General features: G+C 69.8%; 18 protein-coding genes. 12 read left to right on the plus strand and 6 right to left on the minus strand.

Annotated features, from left to right (window positions below; translation table 11 throughout):
* Positions 1–54 precede the first annotated feature (54 nt).
* The 5 genes from CCN39_RS02960 to CCN39_RS02980 all read left to right on the plus strand — a co-directional run bounded on the left by CCN39_RS02960 (position 55) and on the right by CCN39_RS02980 (position 4,806).
* The gene (locus CCN39_RS02960; protein ID WP_086838267.1) at positions 55–2,385 is read left to right on the plus strand and encodes a GH92 family glycosyl hydrolase; all 2,331 of its coding nucleotides are present in this window, start codon (positions 55–57) and stop codon (positions 2,383–2,385) included.
* A 150-nt stretch (positions 2,386–2,535) separates the two neighbouring features.
* Positions 2,536–3,579, plus strand: coding sequence for an IS630 family transposase (locus CCN39_RS02965; RefSeq protein WP_086838268.1), 1,044 nt, complete (start codon positions 2,536–2,538; stop codon positions 3,577–3,579).
* A 122-nt stretch (positions 3,580–3,701) separates the two neighbouring features.
* Positions 3,702–3,896, plus strand: a complete 195-nt coding sequence (locus CCN39_RS02970) for an HC3 family zinc finger protein (RefSeq protein ID WP_086838269.1) — start codon at positions 3,702–3,704, stop codon at positions 3,894–3,896.
* Entirely contained in the window at positions 3,878–4,306 is a 429-nt protein-coding gene (locus CCN39_RS02975) for a hypothetical protein (protein ID WP_244210591.1), read from the plus strand. Before CCN39_RS02970 ends, CCN39_RS02975 begins: the two co-directional genes overlap by 19 nt.
* A gap of 26 nt (positions 4,307–4,332) precedes the next feature.
* Positions 4,333–4,806 (plus strand): DUF2127 domain-containing protein, encoded by a 474-nt coding sequence (locus CCN39_RS02980; protein WP_086838271.1) that lies wholly within the window; start codon positions 4,333–4,335, stop codon positions 4,804–4,806.
* 3 nt (positions 4,807–4,809) lie between these two features.
* Here the strand turns inward: CCN39_RS02980 and CCN39_RS02985 are convergent, their stop codons facing one another.
* Positions 4,810–5,520, minus strand: a complete 711-nt coding sequence (locus tag CCN39_RS02985) for a PP2C family protein-serine/threonine phosphatase (protein WP_086838272.1) — start codon at positions 5,518–5,520, stop codon at positions 4,810–4,812.
* 92 nt (positions 5,521–5,612) lie between these two features.
* Here CCN39_RS02985 and CCN39_RS02990 point away from each other — a divergent pair, with 92 nt between their 5' ends.
* On the plus strand, positions 5,613–6,347 hold the full coding sequence (locus CCN39_RS02990; protein WP_244210592.1) for an AfsR/SARP family transcriptional regulator: 735 nt from the start codon (positions 5,613–5,615) through the stop codon (positions 6,345–6,347).
* On the opposite strand, the gene CCN39_RS02995 is transcribed toward CCN39_RS02990, so the two are convergent.
* Entirely contained in the window at positions 6,335–7,081 is a 747-nt protein-coding gene (locus CCN39_RS02995; RefSeq protein WP_086838273.1) for a hypothetical protein, read from the minus strand. The two genes, CCN39_RS02990 and CCN39_RS02995, sit on opposite strands and share 13 nt — an antisense overlap.
* A gap of 87 nt (positions 7,082–7,168) precedes the next feature.
* Between CCN39_RS02995 and CCN39_RS03000 the strand changes: the two genes are divergently transcribed.
* Both CCN39_RS03000 and CCN39_RS03005 read left to right on the plus strand, forming a co-directional pair.
* Complete coding sequence (locus CCN39_RS03000) at positions 7,169–7,597, plus strand: nuclear transport factor 2 family protein (RefSeq protein WP_086838274.1); 429 nt, start codon at positions 7,169–7,171, stop codon at positions 7,595–7,597.
* 182 nt (positions 7,598–7,779) lie between these two features.
* On the plus strand, positions 7,780–8,562 hold the full coding sequence (locus tag CCN39_RS03005; protein WP_086838275.1) for a hypothetical protein: 783 nt from the start codon (positions 7,780–7,782) through the stop codon (positions 8,560–8,562).
* Between the two features lie 34 nt (positions 8,563–8,596).
* Here CCN39_RS03005 and CCN39_RS03010 read toward each other — a convergent pair whose 3' ends face one another.
* The 4 genes from CCN39_RS03010 to CCN39_RS03025 all read right to left on the minus strand — a co-directional run bounded on the left by CCN39_RS03010 (position 8,597) and on the right by CCN39_RS03025 (position 12,681).
* The gene (locus CCN39_RS03010; RefSeq protein WP_086838276.1) at positions 8,597–10,438 is read right to left on the minus strand and encodes an ArnT family glycosyltransferase; all 1,842 of its coding nucleotides are present in this window, start codon (positions 10,436–10,438) and stop codon (positions 8,597–8,599) included.
* The gene (locus CCN39_RS03015; protein ID WP_086838277.1) at positions 10,438–11,694 is read right to left on the minus strand and encodes a bifunctional glycosyltransferase family 2/GtrA family protein; all 1,257 of its coding nucleotides are present in this window, start codon (positions 11,692–11,694) and stop codon (positions 10,438–10,440) included. Before CCN39_RS03015 ends, CCN39_RS03010 begins: the two co-directional genes overlap by 1 nt.
* 94 nt (positions 11,695–11,788) lie before the next feature.
* The gene (locus CCN39_RS03020) at positions 11,789–12,298 is read right to left on the minus strand and encodes a hypothetical protein (RefSeq protein WP_086838282.1); all 510 of its coding nucleotides are present in this window, start codon (positions 12,296–12,298) and stop codon (positions 11,789–11,791) included.
* Positions 12,299–12,408: 110 nt separating this feature from the next.
* The gene (locus tag CCN39_RS03025; RefSeq protein WP_086838278.1) at positions 12,409–12,681 is read right to left on the minus strand and encodes a hypothetical protein; all 273 of its coding nucleotides are present in this window, start codon (positions 12,679–12,681) and stop codon (positions 12,409–12,411) included.
* A 535-nt stretch (positions 12,682–13,216) separates the two neighbouring features.
* Here CCN39_RS03025 and CCN39_RS03030 point away from each other — a divergent pair.
* From CCN39_RS03030 to CCN39_RS03045, 4 genes are all read left to right on the plus strand, one after another.
* Positions 13,217–14,431, plus strand: coding sequence for a helix-turn-helix transcriptional regulator (locus CCN39_RS03030; RefSeq protein ID WP_086838279.1), 1,215 nt, complete (start codon positions 13,217–13,219; stop codon positions 14,429–14,431).
* A 14-nt stretch (positions 14,432–14,445) separates the two neighbouring features.
* Positions 14,446–15,210, plus strand: coding sequence for a hypothetical protein (locus tag CCN39_RS03035; protein WP_086838280.1), 765 nt, complete (start codon positions 14,446–14,448; stop codon positions 15,208–15,210).
* Positions 15,207–15,821 (plus strand): dCTP deaminase, encoded by a 615-nt coding sequence (gene dcd / locus CCN39_RS03040; protein ID WP_086838281.1) that lies wholly within the window; start codon positions 15,207–15,209, stop codon positions 15,819–15,821. Before CCN39_RS03035 ends, dcd begins: the two co-directional genes overlap by 4 nt.
* The coding region (locus CCN39_RS03045) for an AIR synthase related protein (protein ID WP_244210593.1) at positions 15,805–16,198 on the plus strand (394 nt) is incomplete at its 3' end. The genes dcd and CCN39_RS03045, both read left to right, overlap by 17 nt.

The raw sequence follows: 16,198 nt of genomic DNA on the forward strand, positions 1-16,198 counted from the left end.
GGACAACGGAAAAGATCCCACCGTGCATGTGACAACGTTGTCAGGAGGACACGGATGAGACGGCGTACGCGCGTCCTGGCCACCCTGCTCGCCTCAGCCACGACGATGGCCCTCGCCACCCCCGCCGAAGCGGGCCCCCGATTCGCCGGCGACCCCACCACGCTCGTCGACACCTCGATCGGCAACAACGGGGACGGCACCACCTTCCCGGGCGCCACCACTCCCTTCGGGATGGTGCAGCTCAGCCCGGACACCCAGCTCAAGAAGTACGCGTCCTACGACTACGCGCAGGACACCACGCTCGGCTTCAGCCACACCCACCTCTCCGGCGTCGGCTGCCAGACCATGGGCAACTTCCGGTTCATGCCCACGACCGGCGCTGTCACCAGCAGTGACCCCGCTCAGTACGGCGCGAAGTTCAGCCACGCCGATGAGACCCGCCGGCCCGGCTACTACGGCGTCAAGCTCGCGAACGGCATCGACGCCGAGCTGACCGCCACCCAGCGCACGGGTCAGCACCGTTACACCTTCCCCAGTGGCGCGACCAGCGAAAACGTCCTCATCGAGGTCGGCGAGAGCAACGGCTACACCTACGCCGGCGACGTCCACGTCGTCGGGGACGACACCGTCGAGGGCTGGCTGCAGGGCGGCAACTTCTGCTGGGAGACGCAGAAGGAGCGCTACAAGGTCTTCTTCAGCGCCAAGTTCGACCGCAAGTTCACGAGCTTCGGCACCTGGACCGATGGCCGGCTGACGCCGAACCAGCGTGACGCGAAGCTCGGCAGCCTGCGCACCGGGGCCTGGCTCACCTTCGGCACCGACAAGAACCAGGTCGGCGCCTCGGTCGGGCTGTCGTACACCTCGATCGACGGCGCGCGGCTCAACCGCGGCGCCGAGCAGCCGAAGTCGTTCGACAAGGCGCGAAAAGCGGCCCACGACACCTGGGAAGACGAGCTGAACCGCATGCGCGTCGCCGGCGGGACGACCGCCGACCAGCGCACGTACTACAGCGCGCTGTACCGGTCGCTGCTGCACCCGTCCGTCGGGTCCGATGTGGATGGTTCCTACCGCGGCTTCGACGACGTCGTGCACCGCAGCCGGGACACCTACTACCAGATGTTCTCGCTGTGGGACACGTATCGTTCGCAGAACCAGCTGGTCGCGCTGCTGCACCCGGACAAGGCCGCGGACATGACCAAGTCCGTCCTCAAGATCTACCAGGACGGCGGCTGGGTGCCGCGCTGGGCGCTGGCCGGCGGCGAGACGAACGTGATGAGCGGCGACCCCGTCACGCCGTGGGTGGTCGACAACTACCGCCGCGGCATCCTCGACGACAGGACCGCCCGCCAGCTGTTCGACGCGTTGTGGCGCAACGCCAACGAGGTCCCCGCGGACCAGTCGATCTTCCGCGGCCGCGACGGCAACCCGACGTACGTGAAGAACGGCTGGATCGGCTACCAGGACCTGCCGGGCTACACCTACGGCGACACCCGCCAGGCGGGCTCGGCGACCCTCGAGTACGCCCTCGCGGACTGCGCGCTGTCCACGATGGCGGCCGGTTTGGGCTACCGCGACAAGGCGGCGACCCTTTCCGCGCGCTGCGGCAACTTCGCGAAGCTGTGGGACACCAGCGTCGAATCCCACGGCTTCACGGGCTTCCCGCGCACACGAGCGGCGGATGGCACGGGCGTCGGCGACCCGGACCCCGCCCAGTCGACCGGCTTCCACGAGGGCACGCCGTGGCAGTACCAGTGGCTGGCCCAGCAGGACACGGCGAAGCTGTTCGGCCTGATGGGCGGCCCGGCCCAGGCGGAGAAGCGGCTCGACACGTTCTTCGACACGCCGCTGTTGCTGACCGACCCGGCCAAGGCGGCCAAGGACTCCTGGGTCCACGGCGCGTACGACTACCACAACAACTTCGCGTTCAACCCGAACAACGAGCCGGACCTGCACGCGCCTTGGATGTACAGCTGGACGGGAGCGCCGTGGAAGACCTCGGCCGTGCTGCGCGCGGCGCGGACGTTGTTCACGGACACGCCGTACGGCATGCCGGGCAACGACGACCTCGGCACGATCTCGTCGTGGCTGGTCTTCGGCATGGCGGGGGTGTTCGAAGCCCAGCCGGGCTCAGGGACGTACCTGTTGAGCACGCCGATGTTCGAGAAGGTCGAGATCCACCCGGCCGGCGGCCGCGAGATCGAGATCTCGGCACCGGGCGCCCGCGCGGCGAAGCTGCAGTACACAAAGGACGTCCGGATCGGACACCGCGGGTACGACCGCAGCTGGATCTCCCACGCGGACCTGCTGCGCGCGGGCAAGATCGAGTTCCGCCTGAGCGAGACCCCGACGGCATGGGGGACTGCCTCGCCGCCGCCGGCGATGTAGGACCGTGGCGGCCTCCTCGACGCCGGGGAGGCCGTCGCGCTGCTGGGGCGCCGAACGCTGCCCAGTGCTCTGTCCATGAACGTTGGCCGGTGTGGTGACACGCCGGTCAGCGTTCGCGGCCGGTGATCGACGGGCCGTCAGGCTGGGTGGATGGCAGATCCAGTCCGGGAGCGCAGGCTGACCGATCATGGAGGTCAGCGGCTGCAGCAGATCGTGCGAAGAGGAACCGGCTCAGCGGTGCGGATGCGCCGGGCGATGGTGGTGCTCGCGTCGGCCGGCGGGAACACCGTCCCGGCGATCGCCCGGCTGGTTCAGGGCGACGAAGACGCGATCCGTGGTGTGATCCACCGGTTCAACGAGACGGGGATGGCCAGCCTGGACCCTCAGTCGGCGGGTGGCCGTCCCCGCCTGATCAGCTCTGAGGACGAAGCCTTCGTTGTCGCGACGGCCACCACGCGACCCGAAGCACTCGAGCAGCCCTTCACCCGCTGGAGCTTGCGCAAGCACGAGATCAGCTTCCAGCGCACGAAGACCTGGAAGGAGTCCAACGACCCGGACCGGGACGCCAAACTCGCCCGGATCGAGCACGTCACCAGCACGTTCCCGGACCGGGTGTTCGCCTTCGACGAGTTCGGGCCACTGACCATCCGGCCCCACCTGGGTGCCGGCTGGGGCCGCAAGGGACATCCCGACCGGTTGCCGGCGAACTACCACAAGCTGCACGGGGTCCGGCAGTTCCACGGCTGCTACTCCGTCGGCGACGACACCCTCTGGGGCGTCCTGCGCAAGAAGAAGTCCGCCGCAAATACCCTCGCCGCGCTCAAGTCGATCCGCGCCGCCCGCTCGGACGGAGCACCGATCTACACCATCCTCGACAACCTCTCCGCCCACCGCGGCAGCGCGATCCGCACCTGGGCGGCCCGCAACAAGGTCGAGCTGTGCTTCACCCCGACCTACTCGTCCTGGGCCAACCCGATCGAGGCGCACTTCGGGCCGCTGCGCACCTTCGTCATCGCCGGTTCCGACCATCCCAACCACCCAAGGCTGGCCCGCAAGCTGCACGGCTACCTGCGTTGGCGCAACGCCAACGCCCGCCACCCCGACGTCCTCGCCGCGCAACGTCGTGAACGCGCACGAGTCCACAGCGAGAAGGGCATCCGCTGGGGCGGGCAACACCTCACCCCAGCAGCCTGAGCGACCCGGCGAACCTATCTGGACAGAGCACTAGCCGTGGCCGTCGTAAGCGGTTGGTCGGGGCTTGGTAAGAGGCTTTCGGGTGTTGGTGTCCGCTGGAGCGGACAGTTTGACTGGACACCATGTTGAGGTGGCAGCAAGCGGAGGGAAGGCGCCACGCGCTCAACGGGCCGTTCCCTCTGCGTCCGGAAGAACAGTTCGTGGCTCTGTGTGGGGAAGAAGTGACCGTCGCGGTGAGTGATGTTCCGCAGCTCGGGGGACATTGGTTCGATCCGACCTGCGCCGAATGCGAGTCGGCGTGGCTGGCGCGGTGCTGAACGGCGCCGATCGGGACCGGCGGCTGCTGGAACGCATCCGTGACCTGCACGCCTCGCTCGTGCCCGATCTGACGTGGCTGGCCAGGACCGTCGGAGAGGAGGCGCCGCGCCCCGACATCCTCCGCGATCTCGGGGAGCGGCTCGCCGATCTCGGCGCGGACCTGATCACCCGCGCCGACGAGCTCGACGCCCAGGTCCGAGCCGGCCTCCCGCACGACGGCTGGCTCCCCGAAGCGGGCGCACGGCGGCGCGCACTGGCCGTCGCCCACCAGGTCGGCCCGCACCCCCTCCGGTGCGGGCCGATCTTCCTAGCCATCTGCGGCGCGGCCTGCTACCCGTTCTACGGGACGGACCCGACCGGCCGGACAGCCCGGCACGAACGGTGCGAAAAGTGCCTCCACGTGCACTGATCCGCCGTTTCTGCTGAGCTGGAGCCATGACGAACACGACGGCGACCGAGCGGTTCTTCCGGATCGCGATCGCGATCAAGGGCCTCGACGGCGCGCTGCAGGTGGTCGGGGCACTGATCCTCGCGTTCATCCCGGCCTCGACGGTCAGCGGCTTCACCCACGCGGTGATCACCCGGGACCTGCTCGGCGACCCGTCGGGCACGCTGGCCCGCCACCTCCAGTCGGCGACGGAGAACTTCCTCCACGGCGACACGAAGACGTTCGCGGTGGCGTACCTGCTCGCCCACGGCCTGATCAAGCTGGGCCTGGTGTGGGCGCTGGCCCGCAAGATCGTCCGCGCCTACCCGGTGGCGGCCGTCATCCTGTCCGCGTTCGTCGTCTACGAGATCTTCCGGGCGGTGCACACCCACTCGATCGCGCTGCCGTTCTTCGCCGCGCTCGACGTCGTGATCATCGTGCTCGTGCTGCGGGAGTACCGGCAGCTCAAGCGCGCGGCCTAGGGTTCACGCGGCGACGGGAAATCGGACCGTCGTGCTGTCGACCTCCAGCGGTTCGACGTAGAGGGCGGTCGCGTTGTCCGAGCCGCCCCGGGCCAGGGCGGCTTCGACGAGTTCCGCGGCGCCCGCCTCCGGCTGGGCCAGCACCGCGCGGATGCCGCTGCCGGTGAGCGGCTTGTGGACGCCGTCGCTGGTCAGCAACAGACCCGCGCTCGACGTCTCCGCCGTGCCGATCTCGTCCGCTTCCGCCGTGCGGACGCTCGTCGTCACGACGTGCTCCATCCGCGGCGTCACCGGCTGGTGGCGTGAGCGGAAGAACTCGGCGAGCGTGTGGTCGGTGGTCAGGCGGCTCAGCGTCGTGCCGTCCCAGGCGTACGCGCGGGCGTCGCCGACCCAGGCGATGCGGTACCCGCCGCGCTCGGCCGGCATGGCGACGACGAGCACCGCGTCCCCGAGCGTCTGCTCGCGCACCGCGCGCTGGGCGGCGAGAACCGCCTCGACCGGTCCTTTGTGGATCGGCGTGCGCGCGGCGGCCGCGGCGGCGGTACGGGCGGCGCGCGCCGCCGCGGGATCGTCGCCGACCCCGTCGGCGAGGGCGAAGGCGATGCCGGGCCCGCCGGCCGCGGCGTACGCCCCCACGGCGTCGGCGTTGAGTGAGCGCGGCCCCTGCGCACTCGCGGTGTGCCAGCGTGGGTAACCCGGACGTGTGGTGATCATCGCGGCCTCCTCGTCCCCTCTGCCCTCCATGATCCGCGCCCAACCTAAGGACCGGCTGAGACTTTCCGCGTACCTTGGGAAGGGGGTGGGGGATGGAGTTCCGGATTCTCGGGCCGCTGGCAGTGTTGCGCGCCGACGGCCGCCCGGCCGCGCTCGGCGGCCGCAAGCCGCGGACGCTGCTGGCGGCGTTGCTGCTGGCCCGCGGTCGCGTGGTGCCCGACGCACGGCTGATTTCGCTGCTGTGGGAAGGCGAACGGCCCTCGACGGTCGACGCGCAGGTGTGCACGTACGTCTCCCGGCTGCGCACGGCCCTCGGGCGCCCGGCGCGGCTCGTCCGTTCCGGCGGCGGCTACCTGCTGACACCGGGCGGGACCGTCGACGCCGAGGAGTTTTCGCGGCTGGCGTACCTGGGGCACGACGAGCTGCGCGCGGCCCGGCCGGTCCGGGCGGCGGGGCTGTTCCGCGCCGCCCTCGAGCTCTGGCGCGGTCCGGTGCTCGCCGACATCGCCGAACCGCTCCGGGCGGGCGAGGCGGCGCGGTTCGACGAGCTGCGGCTGGCGGCGCTGGAGGGCCGGATCGAAGCCGAGATCGCGTCGGGCGACCACCTGCGCGCGGTGCCCGACGCGACCGCGTTCGTCCTCGAACACCCGCTGCGGGAAGGCGCCCGCGCCCTGCTGATGACGGCGCTCTGCGCGAGCGGGCGGCCGGCGGACGCGGTGGCGGTGTACCACCGGGGCCGCCGCCTCCTCGACGAGCGGCTCGGGATCGCCCCGGGCCCCGCGCTGCGGGCGGCGTACCAGCGGGTGCTGGACGCTCAGGCGGGGTAGGGCGCCGACTGGAAGTCGTGGTCGAGCTGGGCGGGCGAGCGTGGCAGCCAGTACCGGGCCAGCGCGCGGACCTGTTCGCGCGGCAGGCCGGGGTTGACGTGGCGGTGGTCGGGTTTCGCGATGGACTGCAGCGCCCAGGCGAAGCCGATCATCGGGTCGATCCGCGCCCATCGGTGCCGGTCGATGCCGAGGACCAGCTGTGCCCGCAGGACGGAGTGCCAGAAGTGGTAGCCGTTCGGCGGGTTCCCGTTCATGGTGTGCACCTCCGACTCCTGCGCTGCGCGCCGCGGGTCGAAGAGGACGCCCTGCCCGAAGTAGGCGAAGGCCTTGACCAGACCGGCTTCGTCACCGCGGTAGAAGTGGTCGAAGTTGTCGAGCTGCAGCTTCGAGAGGACCTTCAGCGGCCCTTCGACCGGCTTGGCGAACTCGGCGTAGTTGGTCGGGTACGCCGGTTCCCGGCTCAGCTCCCGCCATTTCTCGTACAGGCCTTCCGGAGCGTTCTGCTGGATGAACGGGAAGAGCACGCCGTAGGCGTCCTGGACTTCCTGGGACTGGTGGTACAGCGCGATTTCGTCGAGCTGGTACCAGAGTTCGTTGGCCCGCCGGTCCCCGAGCATCCCGGGCACGGGCGGCAACCCGGTATCGGCGGCAGCGGTCCCGATCCCGGTCCCGCTGAGCACGACGGCCCCGGCAACGGCGCCGACCCCGACCTTGAGCAGACTGCGGCGATCCACGGTGCACCCCCTGATCCGGCGGCCCCCTGCCACCGTTCGCCGCCAAGGTACGGAAGATTTCTATACTTTCTCTGTAAGATCGTTTCCGTGGACGACTACCGCGCGCTGCAGAACCTGGTGTTTTCGTACGCGGAACTGGTCGACGCGGGAGACTTCGCAGGAGTGGGCGAGCTGTTCGCCGCCGGCTCGTTCGCAGGCAGCGGCGGCGTGCTGCGAGGTGCGGCGGAGGTCGAGCGGATGCTGCGCGAGTCGGTGATCGTGTACGAGGACGGGACACCGAGGACGAAGCACGTGACGACGAACGTGGCGCTCGAGGTGTCGGGTCCGACAGCTTCGGGGCGCGCTTACTTCACGGTGTTGCAGGCGGTCCCGGGGTTCCCGCTGCAGACGATCGCGGCGGGCCGGTACGAGGACAGCTTCACGCGAGAGGAGAGCGGCTGGCGGTTCACGGAACGCCGAGTGACGGTGGACCTTCTCGGCGACGTCAGTCATCACCTGCGTGCGAAGGGGTCGTGAATACGGTCCGAGATGGTCGGTATCCGTCAATCCGCCGTTCGGTGGCCGAAGGCCGCGGTTCGGTTCATTTCGAGGACGTGTAGGTAGCGAATTGCTGCCCGGCTACCGGCTCCGGGTGGATGATCGCGCGGACGGGTAGGGTGATCGCTCACGGCGTTGGCAACCGGTGAGGTGGTCGCGGAATGATGGTGACGCACGCGAGTTTCAGCGGCTTGGTTCTCGGTGCGTTCCCCGATGTCTCGGTCAACTTGATCGCCGCCGCGATCGGTGGCGCGGCGGTATGGCTGGCGACGAGAACCGGCAGGCGCGTCAGATTGCTCCGTGCTCGGCGGTTCTGGAAATCCATGGGAAGCCGAGGGCCATTCATCGTCCTCGGTGCTCCGGATTGGGAGCCTCTCGGTACGTGGGAGAAGTCGGGAATGGTGGGGAAGGGGGAAATCCTTGCCCTCGTTGAGATCGAAACCCAGCTGCGCGAATTGGGTTTCGAAGGAAAGATCGTCGAGTCCAAGGAGCTGAATTCACGAGATCTGCGTTCGGACCTGGTGCTGATCGGCGGCCCGGACGGCAATTCCGTGACAGCGACTATGCTGGGAAGACTCGATCAGGTGGTCTCCTACGAGTTCACCCGGGACACGGGCGGCGGCAACGCGGTGATCGATCGCAGAACCGATTCCGCTTCGGCGCCGCAGTACGACCAGTCCGGCGATCCGATCAGTGACTACGGACTCATCATCCGTGCGGCGAACCCGCTGGCGCCCGAGACGGCCGAGATCGTCATCTTGGCCGGCTGCTGGGGGTACGGCACGACGGCCGCGGCCGAGAAGCTGAGTGATCGGAGATTTCTACGTAAGCAGCGGAAGTCGAAACACTTCGAGGCGCTGGTGGAGACGACTGTAGTGCGTGGTGCGCACTACAACACCAGGGTCCGGGACACGCGGGAGATCACGCCGGCCACCGACGACTGATGCCCGGGCTTCCGAAGAAGCCCGGGCATCGTCGTCAGCTCTGCAGGTCGTACACCGTCTGGCCGTCAACAGTGGTGGCGGTGAAGTTCGCCGTCACCCACTCGGTGATCTCCGACGATCCGCCGCCCGGGCCACCTCCCCGGCCGCCTTCGATGTAGTACTTGACTTCACCAGCGGCCACGTACGCCTTGAACTCGTCCAGCGTCGGGGCCGGATCCGAACCGCTCCAGCCGCCGATGCCGATGACCGCCTTGCCGCTCGCCAGCTCCAGCGACGCCGCGCTCTGCGAACCCGTTGTCGCCGCCGCCCACTTCGTTGTCGTCTGCGCCAGCAGCGTCCCGATCGCGCTCGACGACGAGTCGGGGCCGCCGCCGAAACCGCCGCCCATGGCGCTCGACGTCGGGCCTGAAGTCGGGATCGAGCCGCTGTGGGCCACCGACGCCGTCTCGACGCCGTACGCCGCGGACGACACCCCGATCGTCAAGACCACCGCCGCCGCCACGACGGCGACCAGCCGGCGAGACGCGGGCACGCCCATCACCAGCACCGTGCCCACCAGCACCCCGAGCACCGCGACGATCCAGCGCAGCGCCGGGAACCACTCCGGCGTCCGGTCCAGCAGGATGAACGACCACACCGCCGTCGCCACCACCATGCCGGCCAGCACGGCCCGCGGCGCCAGGTGCGCCCGGCCCTGCCACAGCGCGCGGCCCGAAATCGCGACCAGCGCGGCGATCGCCGGGGCCAGCGCCACCGCGTAGTACGGGTGCACGGTGCCGCTCATGTAGCTGAACACCAGCGCCGTCACGACCAGCCAGCCACCCCACAGCACCAGCGCCAGGCGCGTCCGGTCCGTGCGCGGCGCGCGGCGGGTGAACCACAGCCCCGCCACCAGGCCGATCAGTGCGGCCGGCAGCAGCCACGAGATCTCCGTGCCGAAGCTGGCGCCGAACATCCGGAACAGGCCCGTCGACCCGCCGAACCCGGTGTTGCCGCCCATGCCGCCGCCACCCATGCCGCCGCCGTTGCCTTCGCCGCCGAAGATGCGGCCCAAACCGTTGTAGCCCAACGCCAGTTCGAGCAGACTGTCCCCTTCGGACCCGCCGATGTACGGCCGCGACGACGCCGGCCACAGGTCCACCAGCGCGATGAACCAGCCCGCCGAAACGACCAGCGCCACCACCGCGCCACCGAGGTGCAGCAACCGCTTGCCCAGCGACGTCGGCGCCGCGATCAGGTACACGAGCCCGAAGGCCGGCAGCACCAGGAACGCCTGCATCATCTTCGTCAGGAAGCCGAACCCGATCGCGGCCCCAGCCAGCGCCAGCCACCGCGGGCTCGCCTGTTCCGTGGCGCGCACGACGAAGTACGCACCCGCGACCATCAGCAGCACCAGCAGCGCGTCCGGGTTGTTGAAGCGGAACATCAGCGCCGCGACCGGCGTCACCGCCAGCATCGCGCCGGCCATCAGCCCGGCGGCCGGGCCGGAAGTCCGCTTCACCGTCAGGTACAGGATCCCGACGGACGCGACGCCCATCAGTGCCTGCGGCGCCAGCACGGTGAAACTCGAGAACCCGAAGATCCGGGCGAACGCCGTGCCGACCCAGAGCGCCGCGGGCGGCTTGTCGACGGTCAGCACGTTCCCGGAGTCGAGCGAGCCGAACAGCCAGGCCTTCCAGCTCTGCGTCCCGGACTGGACGGCGGCGGCGTAGAACGAGTTGCCGTAGCCGGACGCGGTGAGGTTCCAGAAGTACAGCACGGCGGTGGCCGCCAGCAGCCCGAACACCGCCGGGCGGACCCAGCGCGGTGGCGCGTGCGCGGCGGACTCCTTGCGGTGCCGGGGTTCGGAAACCGGGGCGGGCAGGACGGCGGTCATCAGTACTCCTTCTGGGTGGTGGCCTGGCGGCGCGGGTTGAACACCCAGCCGCGCAGGAGCAGGAACCGGAGCACCGTGGCGGCGAGGTTCGCCAGCACCAGCACGGTGATCTCCAGGACCAGGCCGGGGGTGGTGGATCCGTTGAGCAGCGCCAGCGATCCGCTGGTCAGCGCGAGCCCGAGGCCGAACACGATCAGCCCCTCGAACTGGTGGCGCCCGGCACCGGCGCGGCCTCGGATGCCGAACGTGAGCCGCCGGTTCAGCGCGGTGTTCCCGATCGCCGTCACCAGCAGTGAGGTGAAGTTCGCCGCCTGCGCGCCGACGACCGTGCGCAGCAGCAGGAACAGCACGAGGTAGGCGAGGGTGCTGCTGACGCCGATCGCGGCGAAGCGCACCAGCTGCGTCACCAGCCGCGGCGGCACGCCCGGTGCATCGACGCCGATCGGCTGGCGGCCGAGCTGCTCGCGCAGGCGGCTGACCGGGATCTCCCCGGTGAACGTGGCCTTGGTGACCCGGACGATGCCCTTGAGGTCCTCGGTGGCCGTCTTGACGATGTTGACCGACGAGTCCGGGTCGTCGACCCAGTCGACCGGCACCTCGTGGATCCGCAGCCCGGCCCGCTGGGCCAGGACGAGCAGCTCGGTGTCGAAGAACCAGCCGGTGTCCACGACGTGCGGCAGGAGTTCGCGGGCGACGTCGGCGCGGATGGCCTTGAAGCCGCACTGCGCGTCGCTGAACTTCGCGGCGAGCGTCGAGCGGAGGATCAGGTTGTAACAGCGGGAAATGAACTCGCGCTTCGGGCCGCGCACCACTCGCGCCCCCCGGGCGAGCCTGCTGCCGATGGCGAGATCGGAGTGCCCGGACAGCAACGGCGCGACGAGCGGCCCGAGCGCGGCGAGATCGGTGGAGAGATCGACGTCCATGTAGGCGAGCACGGCGGCGTCGGAGGCCTGCCAGACGGCGTTGAGCGCGCGGCCGCGGCCCTTCTCGTCGAGGTGGTGGACGGCCACCTCGGGAAACTCGCGGGCCAGTCGTTCGGCCACCTGCAGCGTCGCATCGGTGCTCGCGTTGTCGGCGACGGTGATCCGGTACGGGTAGGAGACGTGCTCGGCCAGGTGAGCGTGCAGCCGGCGGATGCACGGTTCGAGGTCGGTCTCTTCGTTGTAGACCGGGATGACGACGTCGAGAACGGGCTGCGGGCCGGCCAGATCGACGGGGACGGTCCCGGGCCGCGATGCGGGGGCGGTGGCTGTCATGCCCCTACGATCGCGGCCGCCGCTTTGGTGATCGTGTGTTCTCTCTGTGCGGTTCCTGTGCGGTGCCCGGCTCCGCGGCCGGGCACCGGCGGGCTCAGCTGTGAGCGCGCAGCGGCACCACGTTGCTCGGCAGCGAAGCACGGCCCGGTTCACGCTTCGGGGCCGTCGGGCTGATCGTCAGCGTCACCAGGCTCGCGTACCTCGGGTGGCGGTCGACGTACACCTCGGGCACCGCGCACGCCGCGGCCAGGACCGTGCGGTGGCGGTGCAGGTGCTCGAACGCCTCGCGCCCGAAGAGCGACACCACGATGTCGCCGCCGCGCGGGCGGCTCCAGAGGATGGCCGGGAGGCGGCCGCCGGGGAGGCGCAGGTGGGGGAACACCGCCCGCAGGCGGTGCTGCAGCCGGATCGCGTGGATGCGGGCCTGCACCTGGCGGCGGCGCAGCACCGCCACGCCGAGCGCGGTGGCGAGAACCGCCGACGCCCACAGCGGGCCGGCCCACAGCGCGAAGGTCACCACGACGTAGGGGAGCAGTGTCACGGCCAGGATTTCCCAGCGCCAGTGGTAGATCCGCAACGGGAAGTTCGGAGGCGTGCTGGTCATTTCCGTGCTCCTTTCGGTGGGACGGCGGCCGAGGGAGCCGCCGAGGTGGCGCAGGAGACGTCCGGCACCGGCAACCAGCACGAGGGCGGCGACGATGACCGGCCCGGACGTCATGTCGGGATCCGGGTCTTCGGGGCGGGCTCGGGTTTGACGTCGCGGTCCCGGCCGAGCCGCCAGGTCCAGCGCCAGCCGGCCCAGATCGCGGCGGCGGAACCGAGCAGGACGAGGACGAAGGCCTGACCCACCAGCCCGTCGAGCGGGGCGAGCCGCAGCAGCACCAGCAGCGCCCACACCTGGGAGGCGGTGAAGGGGATGACGAGACCGGCCGCGTAGACGCCACGGCGCCAGCGGCTCCGGCGCGGTGGGGTGGTGTAGGGGTCCATGGAATGCCCTCCTCTGCCCGTGGATCCAGGAAACCTCCGGCCCGCCCTGTCCTCTGTGTCAGCTGACACAGAGCGCGGGATTCAGCTCGCCAGTCGCCGAAGTTCGGCCATGCGGTGGATCGTCACCGGTGCCGGGTACTCCTGAACGATGGAGCGAACCGGTCGGGTCGGTGATACGTAGGTAGGGGGTATGTCCTTGCAACGTGACTGCGACGGGTATAAAACACCGACTCTGACGAGCCACCCGAACAGATCGCCACCGACGGCCGTGAGGGCCTGTCAAACACTCTCCGTGAAGCCCCAGCCGCGAGCGGTCGCGGCGCGATACGGCAAAGAGGTGGGACGTGAGCTGCGCAGACAACCCATTCGGGCGAGCCCAGACCCTGGACGGGTCGGGATGGGATAAGGTGCGCTCTGTGTCCGCAATTTGTCACCTCCTACACTTGTCCTACGTAAGTAGGTAAGTCCGGTGTCGCATGCTTACCTACATTCTACGTCGGCTGCTGGGCGGCCGGTAGGTACTGAAGTGGTAACGGTGAGCGTCGAACAGGTAGGTGCCGAGTTGCGCCGGTTGCGCAAGGCGGCCGGGCAGACCCAGGCGGATGTGGCCCGGATCGTCCGCGTCAGCCGGGCCAACCTGACGCAGTGGGAAACCGGGCGTTACCTCCCGTCCGTCGAGAACGCCCAGTCGCTCGACGCTCACTTCGAACAGGCGAATCGCCTGGTCGAGATGGTGGAAGCGGCACGTTCCCCCGGCTCGACGGCCGTCGGTGCGAGGTCGTCGGGCACCTCGCTGCTCGACGTCTTCCGGCTGGCGGGGCACAGCCTCGCCGGGCACCTCATCCGCGACGAGAACGGCCGGCCGGTCGGCTGGCGGCACAACCTCCAGCAGCACGGCGAGCACACCACGCTCGCCACCGCGTACGGCATCAGCGCAATGGTCGTGGTAGGCGAGCCCTACATCGACCTACATTCGGTCGTGGACGATCTCTACGGCAAGCGTTCCCCGCAGGGTTGGCAGGGGCGGTCGAAGGGCAAACGGCCCGAGGTCACCGCGGCCGTCGTGGACGCGCTGTTCCAGGCCAGCACCATCCTGTCCGCCGAGGAGGGGCTGACCCACCTCGAAAACTCACTCGACGACTACAGCCGGACCCGGCCCTTCCTGCTCGCCACCGCACTGCGCACCTCGATCCGGCTCGGCCCCGATGCCCCGCTGACCCGCCGGCTCGCGGACGAGCTCCTCGCCGCACGGCTCGATTTTCACGGCGTGCCGTTGTGGGGCGAGAAGAAGGAACCGGGGCTGGTGGCGCCGGAACCGTCCACGGCGCACACCGCGAGGGCGGTCGTGGCGCTGCGCGACCTCCTGCGCGCCGGGGACCGCGCCGACGTGCGGGAAGCCGTCGACGTGGGCACGCAGTGGCTGATCGAGCGCACCCATCCGGACGACGGGATCATGGAGGACCTCGCGCTTCCACAGCCCGGTGGCCGGGAGGACGTTCGCGTCAACATCAAGCACTTCACCTCCGCATGGGTCGTCCAGGCCCTGGCCGAGGCACCCCAGGTGCCGAAAGCCCGGCTGAGCCGCGCGCTCGGCTCGCTCTGGGAGCGCTACGACGCCGGTCTCGGGCTGTGGGCCTGGGGCAGCGGTGATCTCCCGATCTGGATGACACTCGACGCCGTCACCGCCCTGCGCGCGGCTGCGCTGGCTTTCGCGGCACCCCCGTTCCTTCCGTTCGCAGCCGCAGAATAGAGACACCCCGCACGATGAGCGCCATTCCTTCCTTCGCCGTTGCCGCCGATCGTTCGGCCGATCACGCCTTCCCGCGAGAGATCGCGGACGCCCTGCACGGCGGCGGTTCCCGGCCCGGCCTGGGCCGGCTCGAAGCGGCGGCCCGCCGCATCCGCACCGGCCGGCGTGAACTCGCCGGCTGGCTGCGGGAGCTGATCGCCGACCAAGCGGCGGTCGCCGAAATCGCGAAACGTTCGTACTGGCATCCGAACGGCTTCGCGAAGATCGTCCTGCACACGAGCGTCGACCCGGAGTTCCGCGTCCGCCTTCACGTGTGGCCGCGCGGCGAGACGCCCTCGCGCGGGGAGTCCAATCCGCACAGCCATCGCTGGGAATTCGCGTCCTACGTGCTCACGGGCACCGGCATGCACATGGTCGAGTTCGCGGAGAGCCCCGAGGGTGGCAAGCCGTACCGGCGATACCGCTACGGCACGGATCCGGCGAATCCGGCGACCCTCGTCGCCGACGGCGAGGTGCGGTTGAAGCGCTGCGGGGTACCGCACGTGCAAAGCGGCGATGTGTACACCTGCGACACCTCGATCGTGCACACGGTTCGCCCGATCGATGCGGGGCTGACGGCGACGGTCGTGGTGCAGGGGCCGCGGCGGACCCCCACGACGGTCGTCTACTGCGAGCCGGGGGAAAGCGACGACCAGCCCAACGGTGAGCTTACCGGCGCCGATTTCGTGGAACTCGTGAGCGAGTTACTGCCAACCCTCGACAGCGAGGTCGCACGATGACGTCCGTGGAGCTGAAAGTCCAGGTCGAGGAGGCCATGGAGCGCGGCGTGCTGACGGACCGGGCCATCCGGCGGGCGCGCGAGACCGGCGAGTTGCGGGTGGAGCCGTTCGACGACGCGCTCGTGCGCCCGGCAGCCCTGAGCCTGCGGCTCGGGCACGAGGCGTTCACCTTGGTGACGACCGGGCCGGTCGACGTCGCGGACCGGTCGACCCACCCCGAGCTGGTCGCCAAGGAGCCCGACGTCCACGGACGCCTGGCCATCGAGCCCGGCGAGGTCGTGCTCGCGCCGACCCTGGAGAAGATCGGCCTGTCCGAGCACCTGGTGGGTCTCGTCGACGGGACGAGCGACTACGCCCGGCTCGGGATCAGCGTGGTGCTGTGCGGTCAGGTCAGCCCCGGTTTCGGGCGCGACACCGGAGCCGTGCTCACCCTGGAGATCGTCAACCACCTCCGGCACCCGGTGCTGTTGTATCCAGGCGCCCGGATCTGCAACTTGATGCTGTTCGCTTCGAGCGGGAGCGAGCTGCCCTACGGCGAAATGCCGCACAACTACTCGAACGACCACGCGGTCGTCGCTTCGCGATTGGCGGATCATGTCCGACACGACTGAGCTGCGCCTCGGCGACCTGGGGGAGCGGGGAATCCAGGAGACGGTGCTGCGGCCGCGCTACCACGGCACGGAAGGCTTCGGCGACGACAGCGCGTTCCTGGCGGAGGTGAAGACACCGGCAGAACTGGTCGCGACGACCGACAGCTGTCCCACGCCGCTGGTCAACCTCCTGGCCGAACCGGACCTCTACCACGCAGGCTGGCTGCTGGCGACGATCAACCTGTCGGACCTGGCTGCGGCGGGAGCCGAGCCGCTGGGATTGGTCGTCAACTACACGCTGCCCAAGACGACGACGGTAAGGGAGTTCGAGCGGCTCCTCGACGGTGTCGACGCCTGTTGCGCCGCGCACGGGACGAAGGTCGCCGGCGGAGACATCC

This window comes from Amycolatopsis kentuckyensis (genome assembly GCF_002155975.1).
GTDB classification, from domain to species: Bacteria; Actinomycetota; Actinomycetes; order Mycobacteriales; family Pseudonocardiaceae; genus Amycolatopsis; species Amycolatopsis kentuckyensis.

Excerpts from the sequence above, each read along its gene's own strand:
- dcd (WP_086838281.1), top strand. The coding sequence starts at position 15,207 with ATGACGTCCGTGGAGCTGAAAGTCCAGGTCGAGGAGGCCATGGAGCGC.
- CCN39_RS03010 (WP_086838276.1), bottom strand. The coding sequence starts at position 10,438 with ATGACCGCCGTCCTGCCCGCCCCGGTTTCCGAACCCCGGCACCGCAAG.
- CCN39_RS02960 (WP_086838267.1), top strand. The coding sequence starts at position 55 with ATGAGACGGCGTACGCGCGTCCTGGCCACCCTGCTCGCCTCAGCCACG.
- CCN39_RS03020 (WP_086838282.1), bottom strand. The coding sequence starts at position 12,298 with ATGACCAGCACGCCTCCGAACTTCCCGTTGCGGATCTACCACTGGCGC.
- CCN39_RS03015 (WP_086838277.1), bottom strand. The coding sequence starts at position 11,694 with ATGACAGCCACCGCCCCCGCATCGCGGCCCGGGACCGTCCCCGTCGAT.
- CCN39_RS02965 (WP_086838268.1), top strand. The coding sequence starts at position 2,536 with ATGGCAGATCCAGTCCGGGAGCGCAGGCTGACCGATCATGGAGGTCAG.
- CCN39_RS03035 (WP_086838280.1), top strand. The coding sequence starts at position 14,446 with ATGAGCGCCATTCCTTCCTTCGCCGTTGCCGCCGATCGTTCGGCCGAT.
- CCN39_RS03025 (WP_086838278.1), bottom strand. The coding sequence starts at position 12,681 with ATGGACCCCTACACCACCCCACCGCGCCGGAGCCGCTGGCGCCGTGGC.
- CCN39_RS02980 (WP_086838271.1), top strand. The coding sequence starts at position 4,333 with ATGACGAACACGACGGCGACCGAGCGGTTCTTCCGGATCGCGATCGCG.
- CCN39_RS02990 (WP_244210592.1), top strand. The coding sequence starts at position 5,613 with ATGGAGTTCCGGATTCTCGGGCCGCTGGCAGTGTTGCGCGCCGACGGC.
- CCN39_RS02985 (WP_086838272.1), bottom strand. The coding sequence starts at position 5,520 with ATGATCACCACACGTCCGGGTTACCCACGCTGGCACACCGCGAGTGCG.
- CCN39_RS03005 (WP_086838275.1), top strand. The coding sequence starts at position 7,780 with ATGATGGTGACGCACGCGAGTTTCAGCGGCTTGGTTCTCGGTGCGTTC.
- CCN39_RS02970 (WP_086838269.1), top strand. The coding sequence starts at position 3,702 with ATGTTGAGGTGGCAGCAAGCGGAGGGAAGGCGCCACGCGCTCAACGGG.